Source organism: Pseudoflavitalea rhizosphaerae (genome assembly GCF_003991355.1).
Taxonomy (GTDB): domain Bacteria; phylum Bacteroidota; class Bacteroidia; order Chitinophagales; family Chitinophagaceae; genus Pseudobacter; species Pseudobacter rhizosphaerae.
The window spans coordinates 50,976-64,045 of sequence record NZ_RCSU01000015.1 but is presented as its reverse complement, the minus strand read 5'-3'; the positions used below and the strand labels follow the sequence as shown (position 1 = coordinate 64,045).

General features: G+C 46.5%; 13 protein-coding genes. 5 read left to right on the top strand and 8 right to left on the bottom strand.

Translation table 11 applies throughout. The annotated features are described in order from the left end of the window. The first annotated feature begins 18 nt into the window (after window positions 1-18). Window positions 19-1,116, top strand: a complete 1,098-nt coding sequence (locus D9Y29_RS22090) for a mandelate racemase/muconate lactonizing enzyme family protein (RefSeq protein ID WP_127132406.1) — start codon at window positions 19-21, stop codon at window positions 1,114-1,116. Window positions 1,117-1,151: 35 nt separating this feature from the next. Next, window positions 1,152-1,679, top strand: a complete 528-nt coding sequence (locus D9Y29_RS22085) for an acyl-CoA thioesterase (RefSeq protein WP_127132404.1) — start codon at window positions 1,152-1,154, stop codon at window positions 1,677-1,679. Between the two features lie 177 nt (window positions 1,680-1,856). Here D9Y29_RS22085 and D9Y29_RS22080 read toward each other — a convergent pair whose 3' ends face one another. Continuing rightward, window positions 1,857-2,624 (bottom strand): lysophospholipid acyltransferase family protein, encoded by a 768-nt coding sequence (locus tag D9Y29_RS22080; protein ID WP_127132402.1) that lies wholly within the window; start codon window positions 2,622-2,624, stop codon window positions 1,857-1,859. Window positions 2,625-2,757: 133 nt separating this feature from the next. Between D9Y29_RS22080 and D9Y29_RS22075 the strand changes: the two genes are divergently transcribed. After that, window positions 2,758-3,483, top strand: a complete 726-nt coding sequence (locus tag D9Y29_RS22075) for an SIMPL domain-containing protein (RefSeq protein ID WP_127132400.1) — start codon at window positions 2,758-2,760, stop codon at window positions 3,481-3,483. 84 nt (window positions 3,484-3,567) lie between these two features. Next, on the top strand, window positions 3,568-4,224 hold the full coding sequence (gene hxpB / locus D9Y29_RS22070; RefSeq protein ID WP_127132398.1) for a hexitol phosphatase HxpB: 657 nt from the start codon (window positions 3,568-3,570) through the stop codon (window positions 4,222-4,224). A gap of 379 nt (window positions 4,225-4,603) precedes the next feature. Here hxpB and D9Y29_RS22065 read toward each other — a convergent pair whose 3' ends face one another. Together D9Y29_RS22065 and rpsA are read right to left on the bottom strand one after the other, a co-directional pair. Beyond that, window positions 4,604-5,125, bottom strand: coding sequence for a ferritin (locus D9Y29_RS22065; protein ID WP_127132396.1), 522 nt, complete (start codon window positions 5,123-5,125; stop codon window positions 4,604-4,606). A gap of 103 nt (window positions 5,126-5,228) precedes the next feature. Next, window positions 5,229-7,148: a 30S ribosomal protein S1 gene (gene rpsA, locus D9Y29_RS22060; RefSeq protein ID WP_127132394.1), complete on the bottom strand. Its 1,920-nt coding sequence runs from the start codon at window positions 7,146-7,148 to the stop codon at window positions 5,229-5,231. 229 nt (window positions 7,149-7,377) lie between these two features. Here rpsA and D9Y29_RS22055 point away from each other — a divergent pair, with 229 nt between their 5' ends. Next, window positions 7,378-7,845, top strand: coding sequence for a DUF1572 family protein (locus D9Y29_RS22055; RefSeq protein WP_127132392.1), 468 nt, complete (start codon window positions 7,378-7,380; stop codon window positions 7,843-7,845). Between the two features lie 499 nt (window positions 7,846-8,344). On the opposite strand, the gene D9Y29_RS22050 is transcribed toward D9Y29_RS22055, so the two are convergent. The 5 genes from D9Y29_RS22050 to rpmD all read right to left on the bottom strand — a co-directional run bounded on the left by D9Y29_RS22050 (window position 8,345) and on the right by rpmD (window position 13,046). Next, window positions 8,345-9,583 carry a BaiN/RdsA family NAD(P)/FAD-dependent oxidoreductase gene (locus D9Y29_RS22050; RefSeq protein ID WP_241238015.1) on the bottom strand — a complete coding sequence of 413 codons (1,239 nt, stop codon included), beginning with the start codon at window positions 9,581-9,583 and terminating at the stop codon, window positions 8,345-8,347. 376 nt (window positions 9,584-9,959) lie between these two features. After that, window positions 9,960-10,772, bottom strand: coding sequence for a type I methionyl aminopeptidase (gene map / locus D9Y29_RS22045; protein WP_127132390.1), 813 nt, complete (start codon window positions 10,770-10,772; stop codon window positions 9,960-9,962). Between the two features lie 93 nt (window positions 10,773-10,865). Beyond that, complete coding sequence (gene secY, locus D9Y29_RS22040; protein ID WP_127132388.1) at window positions 10,866-12,197, bottom strand: preprotein translocase subunit SecY; 1,332 nt, start codon at window positions 12,195-12,197, stop codon at window positions 10,866-10,868. Window positions 12,198-12,359: 162 nt separating this feature from the next. After that, window positions 12,360-12,809: a 50S ribosomal protein L15 gene (rplO, locus tag D9Y29_RS22035; RefSeq protein ID WP_127132386.1), complete on the bottom strand. Its 450-nt coding sequence runs from the start codon at window positions 12,807-12,809 to the stop codon at window positions 12,360-12,362. Window positions 12,810-12,866: 57 nt separating this feature from the next. After that, the gene (gene rpmD, locus D9Y29_RS22030) at window positions 12,867-13,046 is read right to left on the bottom strand and encodes a 50S ribosomal protein L30 (RefSeq protein ID WP_127132384.1); all 180 of its coding nucleotides are present in this window, start codon (window positions 13,044-13,046) and stop codon (window positions 12,867-12,869) included. Between the last annotated feature and the right edge of the window lie 24 nt (window positions 13,047-13,070).

Below are 13,070 nucleotides of genomic sequence, written 5' to 3'. Positions count from 1 at the left end.
AGCCCATTTCATACTATTATGCTCATCACCAACACCCAAATCTGGAAGTACAGTATCCCAATGCATCCCTTCACTATCGCTACGGGTACAATGCATTACGCGCAGAATATTTTTATCAGGATCCATACAGACGAAGGCTTTTATGGCGTAGGCGAATGCTCCGCTTTCCCTATGATAGTGGGCGAAACACAGGCCACCTGTTTTGAGATGGCAAAGGATTTTGCCGCCCTCTGGAAGAACAAGGATGCTACCGATATCGAAGGGCGGATGGCAGAACTGCACCTGTACACCGCATTCAATGCCACTATCAAGAGTGCATTCGATATGGCCCTGTATGATCTTGCCGGCAAGAAGGCAAATAAATCTGTTACCTCTCTGCTCGGCGGCGGCAGCAAAGTGCTGGAGACCGATCTTACCATCGGGATCGATACACCGGAAGCGATGGCAGCCAAAGCAGTGGATTATGTTCAGCGCGGCGTACGCATCATAAAAGTGAAACTCGGAAAAAATGCAAAAGACGACGTGGAAAGGATCCGTCGCATCCGAGAGGCAGTTGGCCCCAACACCGGCCTCCGCATAGATGCCAACCAGGGTTGGTCTTACGAGGATGCCCTCTACGCACTCACGGAGCTCGGTAAATACGATATCCAGTTCTGTGAGCAGCCAATGCGCACCTGGAACGATCACTTGCTCCCTGCCCTCCGGAAAGCCTCTCCGGTGAAGATCATGGCAGATGAAAGTGTGTTCAATCATCATGATGCGTTGCGGCTCACCAAAGCGAATGCATGTGACTATGTGAATATCAAATTCGCCAAATCCGGCGGCATCCTTGAAGCACTTTCAATCAATAAGGTTTGCGAAGAAGCCGGCATCCCCTGCATGATGGGCGGCATGCTCGAAAGCCGTGTTGCGCTTTCCGCTTTTGCACATTTTGCCCAATCACAAAAAAATGTGATCTTCTATGATATGGACACCTGCCTGATCGGTCACCAGGAAGATCCTGTGAAAGGCGGTATCAAATACAACGGATTCTTCGTGGAAACGCCCGATACACCCGGGCTTGGCGTAGATGCAGACGATGAATTCCTTAAAAAACTAACAAACGTTATTGTCTAAGCACCGGAGATAATATCTTTGCCAAAATTTTAGAAATGGAACGAAAAGCGAAAACCGCTAAGGAATCGTACGTAGTGATGACGGAACTGGTGTTGCCAAACGATACGAATATGTTCGGCAACCTGATGGGTGGGCGACTGATGTATTGGATGGATATTGCCGCCGCACTGGCCGCTATGAAGCATTGCGCGGCTCCTGTTGTAACAGCCTCGGTAGATAATATTTCTTTCGAAAATCCGATCAAGCTCGGCAATGTGGTACATATCGAAGCAAGGGTATCGCGCGCTTTCAACTCCTCCATGGAAGTGCATATGCGCGTTTGGGGTGAAGACGCAATCCAGCAATACAAATACAAAAGCAATGAAGCCTATTACACTTTTGTAGCATTGGACCCCAACGGAAAATCACGTCCTGTACCTCAGCTCATTCCTGAAACGGAAGAAGAAAAAGTCCTGTTCGAAGGAGCATTGAGAAGAAGACAGCTTCGCCTCATTCTCGGTGGAAAAATGAAACCGGATGACGCCACTGAACTGAAAGCACTTTTCCAGGAAGGATTGAAATAAATGGGGGGCTGACCAAAAGGTTGCTACATTTCATTTCGCTGTGCCCACTCGCTCGCCTCCCGGCGAGTGAGTTTTATTCAGTCGCCTCTGGCGACGCGGTATTCGCCGGAGGCGAACAAATACAAGTCACTCGCCGGGAGGCGAGCGGCTGCCAACTCTCCGCCCTTTTTAGTCACCCTATGGATTGTTGTGTTCCTGTTTTGGATTTTTGAATTGCCGTTCCCTGTTCTGCTCAATCGCCTCCATCACCTGCGCCAGTATCTCATCCGCCGGCGCTTCATAATCTATTTTCATCGGCTCTTTGAATTTCACCGAGAGTATGGTGCCTTTCTTTTTGAACTTCAGTCCTTTTTTATCGAAGGCCCGCCAAAAGCCATTGATCACAACGGGTATCACTACAGGTTTCGCCATCTTGATGATCAGCGCTGTTCCCTTTCTTCCCGGAGCAAATGGTTTGGTGGTGCCTTGCGGAAAAGTGATCACCCAGTTATTCTTCAGGGCATTGGTGATCTTTCTCGTGTCTGACACATCCAGTCCTTTCTGCCCTTCCGATACAGCATTCTTATTCCAGGTGCGCTTCACCGTTATAGCTCCTGCTATCGTGAACAATTTACTAACGAAGCTGGCGCGCATCGTTTCTTCTGCAGCTACATAGTAAACATTTGAAAAAGGATTGAGCAGATAATAAGGAACACCGAGTTTGTTCTTTTTTCTCCATTTCACCGCACAGAAGATATGCAGGAAGGTGATCACATCAGCAAAGTATGTCTGGTGATTACTCACAAACAAAACATTTTTTCTTGGCAGTTTTGCAAAATGTTCCGTTCCGCTGATCCGGATCTTATTCACTATGGCGATCCCGGGATAAGTAACCACTCCCACGATCATATAAATGATCTTGCGGATAATACTGATATGCTTTATCTTTTCCCAGAATGGACTCATCGATATATCTTGTTTGAGGGGTCAGAGCCGAAATTAATGAATTGTTAAGAAAGAAGAGATATACGCAGAAAAAGCATCTTTCGTATGTAATCCATTTTATTTTCACATCAGGTAGGTAATAAAATCAAAGTATATGAAAAGGATAATCGCAATCAGTGCATTAATGATCACAACGATGGGAGTATTTGCGCAAAGCCCTGTAGTAAACCCGTTCCCTAAAACCATTACAGTAAACGGAAGCGCAGAAATGGAAATTGTTCCGGATGAAATATATGTACAGATAGAGCTGAAGGAATATGAGAAAAAAGGAACAGGAAAAGTGGACCTGGAAAAGATCAAATCCGAATTCCTTCAGAAAGTGAAGAGTGTGGGTATTCCAGATTCACTGGTTACGATTGCCAGTTACGATGGTTACACAGACTACTACTGGCACAGGAAACAACTGAAAAAAAGGAATGATCTGCTGGCCTCGATCGCTTACCAGATCAAGTTTACCAACAGCAGCAAGATAGATGAGCTGGTGAATAAACTGGATGATGAAGCCACGCAGAATTTTACTGTAGTGAAAACTTCCCACAGCAAGATGCAGGAGTTCAGGAAACAACTCAAGATCAGCGCTGTGAAAGCCGCCAAAGAAAAAGCCCAATACCTGGCCGCAGCCGTTGATGAGCAGGTAGGCGCCGCTGTGAGCATCATTGAAAATGATAATTCATTTGAACCTGTACCTGTTTACAGGGCTTCCCAGGCATATTTATCCAACGCAGTAGCCAAAGACGGTATTGGTGGCGTTGCTTCGGGTGTTGACTTCAAAAAGATCAAACTCAGATTCGAAATAAATGCAGTGTTCGCATTGAAATAATCATACGCAACAAGTTTGTTAATACAGAACAGGCCGCCATCCGCGGCCTGTTGCTATTGATATGCTTTAGTATCTTTGCGGCCTATGAAACCTACAGCAGTAATTTTCGACATGGATGGGCTTTTGATCGATTCCGAACCCTATTGGGAAGAAGCAGGAAAAGAAACCCTGGCAGAATATGGAGTAGCCCTTCAAAATGAACTGTACCATGTAACCACTGGTCTGAGGACCAAAGAGTGGGTGCAATACTGGTTTGCGTATTTCGATATCGATATGAAACATGTTGAGGTAGCCGAGGCCACCATCGTTGGAAAAGCTATCGATAAGATCCGCGCCAATGGACAACCGATGCCCGGCGTTCAATATATTTTCGATTTTTTCAGGAATCAGGGATACAAGATCGGGATCGCCACTTCCTCTCCCCTGGCGCTGGTGAATGTGGTTATAGAAAAGCTGGGAATTGGTCAATATCTCGATGCTATCAGGTCGGCGGAATTCCTTCCTTACGGCAAGCCACACCCGCAGGTATACCTGGATTGCGCAGAGGCATTGGGAGTTTCCCAGTTGCAGTGTATTTGTTTCGAGGATTCTTTCAACGGAATGATAGCCGTAAAAGCGGCCAGGATGAAATGTATCGTGATCCCTGCTCCGGAACAGCATATAGAAACTCGCTGGGATGCTGCGGATATTAAACTGCGGTCGCTTGAGGAAGTGAATGCCAGCATGATCGGGGCCTTGTAGTTAATGTGTGCTGCCGCAATAGTGGAAAAAGAAAATAATGATCAGGATAGCGATAAACAGGTAAAATGGTTTTACCGGGCTCTGCTCTTTAGTGCTTTCGTCTTTCATAACAATGGTTTTTAGCATGATCAATTGCCGGATAAAACCGGAGACCAGGCGTGAGGTAATATGCTAATCAGACTTAACCGGAATACTGCTACTGTTTGGAAAGGGGGTGGATAAGGGAGGTGTTGTGGTTCGGGAGAGCTAAGGTACTATGTTCCGGTAATATGTAACAATAATTTACTGTAAACAAATAAGGATTTCCCGGGAAAGGAACTTCCTGAAAAAAGAACAGGAGCCATATCAGGGCTCCTGTTTATGTTTGGATACAATTTTCCTAATGTTTGCCGTGGCCTCCTTTGGCGCCTTCTCCCGGCAGGTTGCCAAGATCGCGGTCGAAGAGGTACATACCGCCCTTGTCTTCCCCGATCAGGTTGAGTTTATCGATCACGGTACGCGCGAGGCTCTCTTCTTCGATCTGCTCTGTAACATACCACTGAAGGAAATTATGGGTAGTGTAATCTTTTTCCTGGATGCAAAGTTCTACAAGTGCATTGATCTCGTTAGACACTTTTACCTCATGTGACAGCACGATATCGAATATTTCCCGGATGTTCTGAAAATCTTTCTGGGGAGCCGCAAATGCAGGCACAATGGCGTGGCCGCCGCGGTCATTGATATAGCTGACGAGTTTCAGCATGTGCATGCGCTCTTCATCGGAGTGATGATAGAGGAACTGCGCCACACCTTTATATCCTTTTACTTCGGCCCATGATGCCATCGCCAGGTAATAGTTGGACGAAAAACCTTCAAGGTCAATCTGGCGGTTGAGCGCTGCTTCAATTTTGCTGGATATCATACGTTAAGAGGTTTTATTGGTTCAATTTACAAAATCTGGGCATCCGGTAACAAAAAAAAGGCCGTTACTTTCGTAACGGCCTGGTATAATTGAATGTTTTCAATTACTGTTGAGGAGCGTCGCCGCCTTGTTTTTCTTCCTGCTTCAGCTTTTCCTTGATTTCAGCCAGAGCGCCGAGATCACCCAGTGTAGCTTTTTCTACTTTATTCTGGATATTCTTAACAGCTTTCTTGGTTGTATCGGAAGCAGCTTTGGCTTCTTTGCGTGCAGCTTCTTTCTCTTCTACTTTGGATTGTTCCCAAAGACGTGTGTGAGAAACAACGATGCGTTTTTCATTGCGATCGAATTCGATCACCATGAACTGACCTGCTTCATCAGCTACCATGCCTTTGCCATCTTCTTTCTGAAGGTGACGGTTGGGAGCAAATCCTTCGAGACCGTAAGGCAGTTGAACGATACCACCTTTGTCGTCACGGCGGATGATAGTTCCTTCATGCACTGAGCCTACAGCGAATGTATCCTGCAGTGCATTCCAGGGATCTTCTTCCAGTTGTTTGTGTCCGAGCTGGAGCTTGCGGTTCTCTTTATCGATTCCGAGGATCACCACGTCGATGTGCTCACCAACTTTAGTGTACTCAGAAGGATGGTTGAAGCGTTTCAGCCAGCTGAGGTCGGAGATATGGATCATACCGCCGATGCCGGGAGCCAGTTCAACGAACACACCGTAAGGAGTGATGTTCTTAACGAGACCGTTGTGACGGCTTCCTTCAGGGAATTTGGTTTCGATGGTAGTCCAGGGATCTTCGCTCATTTGCTTGATAGACAGGCTCATTTTGCGATTGTCCTTGTCCAGGGTAACCACTTTCGCTTCATACTCATCGCCCAGTTTGAAGAACTCTTTGGCGTTGATTGGTGTGTTAGCCCATGTGATCTCACTTACGTGAACGAGGCCTTCAACACCAGGCATGATTTCGAGGAATGCACCGTAGTCTTCGATGTTCACCACTTTGCCTTTCACTACTGCACCTTCATGCACGGATTCCGGCAGGATATCCCATGGGTGAGGAGTCAGTTGTTTCAGACCGAGGCTGATACGTTTCTTCTCGTCGTCGAAATCCAGTACTACTACTTTCAGTTTCTGATCGAGTTTCAGTACTTCGCTCGGATGGCTGATACGTCCCCAGCTGATATCTGTGATATAGAGGAGACCGTCCAGGCCGCCGAGGTCCATGAACGCACCGAAGTCGGTAATATTCTTGATAGTACCTTCCAGAACCTGACCTCTTTCGAGTTTGCTCATGATCTCTGCACGTTGTGCTTCGATATCGCTTTCGATGAGGGCTTTGTGAGATACTACAGCGTTCTTGATAGCCTCGTTGATCTTAACCACTTTGAACTCCATAGTCTTACCCACGAACTGATCGTAATCAGTAACGGGTTTAACGTCGATCTGAGAACCGGGCAGGAAGGTTTCCATTCCGAATACGTCAACGATAAGACCACCTTTGGTTTTAGAAGTAACAGTACCAGTGATAACTTCGCCGGTTTTGTGAACTTCCACGATACGCTCCCATGCACGTGTGATACGGGCTTGTTTGCGGCTGAGGTTGAGGTGACCATCCCTGTCTTCTTTCTCAACTACCATCACTTCTACTTCATCACCTGTTTTCAGGTTAGGCAGATCGCGGAATTCGTTGAAAGAAACAAGACCATCGGATTTGAAACCGATGTTGATCACAACGTCTGTTTTGGTCAGCGCCACTACGAGACCTTTCACCAGTTCACCATCGGAAACGGCTTTGAAAGTGCCTTCGTAAACAGAGTCGTATTTCTCTTTTTCTTCTTTGCTGTAAGTAGCAACATTGCGTTTGTCGATACTCCAGTCGAAATCGTCATGCGCACCTGCATCTTCTACTACAGGCTGCGTTTGCGCAGGTACAGTTGTTGTCGCTGCAGCTTCTGCGGAAGCAGAAGACTCCTGTGCATCAGCGTTAAGTTGTTTAACAATGAAATTCTGAAACATGATAAATACCCGAAGGATTTTGATTTCGGGGGAGCAAAGATACGCCAAAATATGGGAAAATACGGGATTTGAGGCCGTTTTTTACCCCTGCAATAGGTTGATTTTCAAATGCCCGCCGGGATATTTTTTGAGCGATGTTGAAAAATATGCAGTATTATTTTTACAAAAATACTACCACGTAAAAGTCTTTTCTCACTACTTTTAGGCGAATTTCTAATCAACAATTGTTATGATCACACCGATCTTGATTCAACTCTTTGAAGAAGGGCTTACGAAACTCGCAGATGAAATCAATCAGTATCCCGATGATGCCAGCTTATGGATCCCGTTGGAAGGAATCAGCAATCCCGGTGGAAATCTTTGCTTACACCTGAATGGCAACCTGCAGCATTTCCTGGGCGCCGTGCTGAATGATTCCGGTTATGTGAGGAACCGCGATGCTGAATTTTCATTGAAGAATATCTCCAAAAAGAAATTGCTCGATGAAGTGGAAGCAACCAGGATGAATGTTCGCGACACACTGGAACAACTGAGCAAGAAAACTCTGGAAAAAGATTATCCGATCCAGGTGTTGGGTGAACCCAGGTCCACTGAACATTTCCTGGTATACCTGCTGGCGCATCTGAACTATCATATCGGACAGATCAATTACCACAGGAGACTGGCAACTGCGAAAGTAGCTGCTCCGCAGGCATAAACTTATGTACAGAAGGTGAACGGGGCCGAGGCTTCGTTCACTTTTTTTTATTCCTGTTTTGCGGTTTATGCTTTTGGGCTCATTTGCTTTGCAGCTGATTCGACTGAAACGGTTTTAACGGCTGTAACGACGATGGGGATATAAAAGGCGGGCTGTGAAATGTACCACCGCGGGAGAATATAAGTTGAGCTGTGGGATGGAGAGATGGGCCTGGGATCTTTGCCAGGCTGTATCGCTTACATTTGCAAGGCCCGGCTTTTATATCCCGCATCGCCTCCTGGTTGAAGGTGCAGCAACTTAACCGCAACTATTGGCGGAGAGGAATGATTACTGCTATCAAATCATTTCAGAAACCGCAGAGTCCCGCTTTGCGTTGTATGATGGAGCTCAATTACAACAGGATTTCTTCATTTGTATCGGAAGACTGCTCTGTTTTGCTTTGCCTCCCTGCATTTTGTTGTTTTGTTTTACCAATTGCAAGAGTAAATGCAGATCGCAGCTATTTCAATTGAGCGGCAATAAATCCGCTGGTCCAGGCATGTTGAAAATTGAAACCGCCGGTAATACCATCTACGTCGAGGATCTCACCCGCGAAATATAGTCCCGGCACCAGTTTGCTTTGCATGGTGCTGGCATCCACTTCGGATAAGCGTATACCCCCTGCCGTTACAAACTCTTCCTTGAATGTGGTTTTGCCACTTACGTTATGTTCCTGCGCACAACAGTTTTTGATCAGCTTGTTTTGTTCTTTTGAAGGAAGGTCAGCCCATCGCAGGTCAGGCTTTATGTCCGATTGTTGCAATAGATATTCCCAGAGTCTTTGCGGCAACTGGAAGGGATTCTTATGACCGATTTTTTGTGCGGCCAGTTCAAAACGATGGTATTGCAATTCCTCGCGGAAACTATTCTCATTGAACTGCGGTAACCAGTTCACCATTACCGTGAATTTGTATTCTTTTTCCGCGAGCTCCCTGGCTCCCCATGCGGATAGTTTCAGCACTGCCGGACCACTCATTCCCCAATGCGTGATCAGCAGTGGGCCTGAAGAATTCAGCTTACTACCGGAGATCCTTAGCTGTGCTTCAGGAACAGAAACACCCATCAGTTCCACGATCGGGTTTCCCGGCATATTGAATGTGAACAAAGAAGGTACAGGCACTTCAATAGTATGTCCCAACTGCTGCAACCAGGCAAACATAGAGGTCTTTGGAAAACCACCACAGGCCACACATACAGCATCTGCTTCAAAGATCTTTCCATCGGCCGACTTCAACTGGAACCTGCCTCGCTCCGCCGCATCACCATCTTTATTCACCAAAATCTCTTTCACATCCGTATTCATCCACAATTCCACTTCATACCTGTTCAGTTCTGCAATGAGGCAATCGATGATCGTCTGCGAAGAGTCAGTAACAGGGAACATCCTGTTATCTGCTTCTGCTTTGAGTTCCACGCCTCTCTCCTTAAACCAGGCAATGGTATCCGTGGTAAAAAAATGATGAAAAGCGCGTTTCACAAAATTCCCTCCCCGCGGATATTTCTTCACCATTTCGCTGATAGAGTCACACTGGTGTGTAACATTACATCTTCCACCACCAGACACTTTCACTTTCGATAATACTTTGGAACTTTTCTCCAGCAACACCACCTTCAATCCCGGATGTAATCTCGCAGCATTCACTGCACAGAAGAAACCTGCTGCACCTCCTCCAATTACGATCAGTTGTTTAGCGCTCAATTAATCTCAATATTTAAAACAGAAAAAAAAGAATTCAGAAAAATCAAAAAAAGAGAATTCAAAAATTTATCAGAGCTACAAATCCACAAGCACCGCAGTACCCATTGATCACGCTGACGCACCCGTTACCTCTCTCCCTCCTCAGTCTGATGAAGCATCATCTCAGGGTGCCCGGGGCGAAGCGGAATATGAAAGAAGGGCCTTGCAAACGCAAGCGAAAAAGTCCAGCCCTGATCCACAGCCCCATCCCACCAACCAACAGCTCATCAAACAAACAATAGCGCCGGTGCGTTTCACAGCCCACCTTTCATATCCGCTTCGCCCAACCCAAACAAATCAAAAAACAAAAAGCGCCGAAACCAGCGCTTTCTAAAATTTATGAAACCACTACTCTATCTTTCTTCAACTCCGCATTCGCATTCTCCGCCGCTTCAATGATGCTGTAATCAGACAATATATCCGCCTTTCCTTTCATTACGGCCACATCATGCTCAAAATGCACAGAACATTTATTGTCTTTGGTGCGGATGGTCCAGCCATCATCTTCCGTATAAACATCTTTTACGCCGAGATTGATCATAGGCTCGATGGCAATCACAGTACCTTCTTTGAGTTTGGACCCGGTCCCGCGTTTACCATAGTTGGGCACTTGCGGATCTTCGTGCATTTTTCTGCCGAGACCATGCCCAACCAGTTCACGTACTACGCCATATCCGTATTGTTTTTCGGTATGTTCCTGGATGGCGCTGCCGATATCGCCAACCCGGTTGCCGGCAACTGCTTTCTCAATGCCTTTGTAGAGAGATTCCTTGGTTACGCGGATGAGCTGCATCAGTTCTTCGCGAACGTCGCCGATTGCAAAGGTGTAGGCATGATCTCCGTGAAATCCGTTTTTGTATACGCCAACATCCACGGAAATGATATCGCCATCTCTCAGTTCTGTTTTATTGGGGAAGCCGTGTACCACTACATCATTGACAGAGGTGCAGCTATTGAAGGGATAGCCGTGAAATCCGAGGAATGAGGGAACTGCATCGAAACTGCGGATGATCTCTCCCACTTTCTGATCGATCTGCAGGGTGGTTACGCCGGGTCTCAGCATGGAAGCTATTTCCGTGAGGGTTTGACTTACCAGGCGGGCGCTGATGCGCATCAGCTCAATTTCTTCCCTTGACTTGATATGGACCATATTATTGAACTTCTTTTTGATATTATTCTTTTAAAACAAAACCTGACAACTGATGGTTCAGTTGTCAGGTTTGCTATGCGAAAATAGAATATTTTACATAGATGATGCCGGGGAAACGGTTTGACGTCCCTGGATACGGCCGCTCTTCATCAGACCATCGTACTGACGCATCAGCAGCTGGGTCTCGATTTGCTGGAGGGTATCGAGGATTACGCCTACCATGATCAGCAGGGATGTACCACCGAAGAAGGTAGAGAATCCGGGCTGGATACCGAGGCGTTGTGCAAAACCGGGGAGGATACCAACCACGGCCAGCAGAACTGCGCCGGGGAGGGTGATCTTATCCATTACGGAACCGATATAATCTGCTGTAGGCTGACCTGGTTTAACACCGGGGATGAAGCCGTTGTTACGTTTGAGGTCATCAGCAATTTGTTTCGGGTTGAAGATAAGCGCTGTGTACAGGAAGGTGAAACCGATCACCATTATAGCGTATACCAGCATGTACCAGTAGTTGCTGTGATCGCTGAACACTTTTGCCACGCCCTTGGTGGTTTCGAAACCGCTGAGGAGTGTGGGAAGGAACATGATCGCCTGGGCAAAGATGATAGGCATTACACCGGCGCTGTTCACCTTCATGGGAAGGAACTGGCGGGCGCCCCCGAACTGGCGGTTACCAACAATCTGTTTTGCATATTGAACAGGGATCTTGCGAACGCCCTGGATGAGAACGATCAGACCCATGATGATAGCAACAAGTACAGCGAGCATGATCACGAAATACAGCAGACCGGCGCCGCCTTTGGCTGATTGAGCACCCCACTCCTGCCAGATGGATTGCGGCAGACGGGCGAGGATACCAACCATGATCACAACGGAAGAACCGTTGCCAAGTCCTTTATCAGTGATCCTTTCAGACAGCCACATTACGAATAATGTGCCACCGGTAAGGATAACGGTAGTGGATATGCGGAACAGGTCCCTGAATGCGGGGATCATTGCCGGGCCATTTGTTTGATACAGGTAAGACACGTATGCGTTTGCCTGTAGGATAGTAACAAATACGGCGAGGTAACGGGTGTATTGGTTGATCTTCTTTCTTCCGCTTTCTCCTTCTTTCTGTAATTTCTGGAAAGGCGGATAAAGAATGGTCATCAGCTGCATGAAGATTGATGCAGAGATATAGGGCATGATACCCAAAGCAAGGATAGAAGCTTGAGAGAAGGCGCCACCGGCAAATGCATCGATCAGACCGATGATACCGGTTCCGCTACCTGCAGTATTGATCAGCGTAGGGTTCATACCTGGCAATACGATATGCGTACCCAGGCGATAAACGGCTACCAGGGTAAGAGTCACCAGAATTTTACTCCTCAGTTCCTCAATACTCCAGATATTCTTAAGGGTTTGTATGAACTTTTTCACGAAACGCAGATGTTTAAGATGATGCCTTTTGTTGAAAACCAGAAACAGGTTTGCCAAAAAGAACTTTAGTTGCAAACCTGTCTCTTTTTGAGCGATCAATTTAAGTGAATAAAATCGATCCACAAAAAAGACGCATGATAAATGCGTCTTGCAATGTACGAATTACTTTAAAACTTCCACGGTTCCGCCTGCAGCTTCGATGGCAGCTTTGGCTTTTTCGCTTACGGCATTCACCTTGAAATGCAATTTGGTCTTGATTTCACCATTACCGAGGATCTTAACGAGATCGGTACGGCTAACGAGTCCATTTATGTACAGGTTCTCCATGGAGAACTCCTGCAGTTCATATTTTTCAACCAGGGTTTCAACCTGACCGAGGTTAAACACTTTGTATTCAACACGGTTGATATTGTTGAATCCGCGTTTGGGGATACGGCGCTGGATCGGCATCTGACCACCTTCGTGGGCATTTTTGCGTTGGTAACCTGCGCGGCTCTGACCACCCTTGTTACCTTTGGTAGAAGTGCCACCTTTACCTGAAGCTTCACCACGACCTAATCTTTTTTCTCTATGCGTAGCCCCTTTTGCGGGCCTGATTTCATGTAATTTCATTGTAATTGATTTTTACTCAACGGGGAATCTCCCCTCGCTTTATTGAATTCAGAAAAATTATGCTTCTTCCACTTTCACCAGGTGGGTAACCTTGCGGATCATACCCAGGATCTGAGGAGTAGCTTCTACTTCTTTGGTAACATTGAGCTTGTTCAGTCCCAGTGCTTTCAGAGTCAGTTTCTGACGCTCGGGCCTGTCAATCGCACTCTTTACCTGTGTTATTTTCAACTTTGCCATTGTTATAAGAATTTCGGGATGCAA

Coding starts and splice junctions, on each gene's coding strand:
- D9Y29_RS22065 (WP_127132396.1), bottom strand. CDS start 5,125: ATGATATCCAGCAAAATTGAAGCAGCGCTCAACCGCCAGATTGACCTT.
- rpsA (WP_127132394.1), bottom strand. CDS start 7,148: ATGTTTCAGAATTTCATTGTTAAACAACTTAACGCTGATGCACAGGAG.
- D9Y29_RS22090 (WP_127132406.1), top strand. CDS start 19: ATGCTCATCACCAACACCCAAATCTGGAAGTACAGTATCCCAATGCAT.
- rplO (WP_127132386.1), bottom strand. CDS start 12,809: ATGAAATTACATGAAATCAGGCCCGCAAAAGGGGCTACGCATAGAGAA.
- rpmD (WP_127132384.1), bottom strand. CDS start 13,046: ATGGCAAAGTTGAAAATAACACAGGTAAAGAGTGCGATTGACAGGCCC.
- D9Y29_RS22085 (WP_127132404.1), top strand. CDS start 1,152: ATGGAACGAAAAGCGAAAACCGCTAAGGAATCGTACGTAGTGATGACG.
- D9Y29_RS22075 (WP_127132400.1), top strand. CDS start 2,758: ATGAAAAGGATAATCGCAATCAGTGCATTAATGATCACAACGATGGGA.
- D9Y29_RS22080 (WP_127132402.1), bottom strand. CDS start 2,624: ATGAGTCCATTCTGGGAAAAGATAAAGCATATCAGTATTATCCGCAAG.
- hxpB (WP_127132398.1), top strand. CDS start 3,568: ATGAAACCTACAGCAGTAATTTTCGACATGGATGGGCTTTTGATCGAT.
- map (WP_127132390.1), bottom strand. CDS start 10,772: ATGGTCCATATCAAGTCAAGGGAAGAAATTGAGCTGATGCGCATCAGC.
- D9Y29_RS22055 (WP_127132392.1), top strand. CDS start 7,378: ATGATCACACCGATCTTGATTCAACTCTTTGAAGAAGGGCTTACGAAA.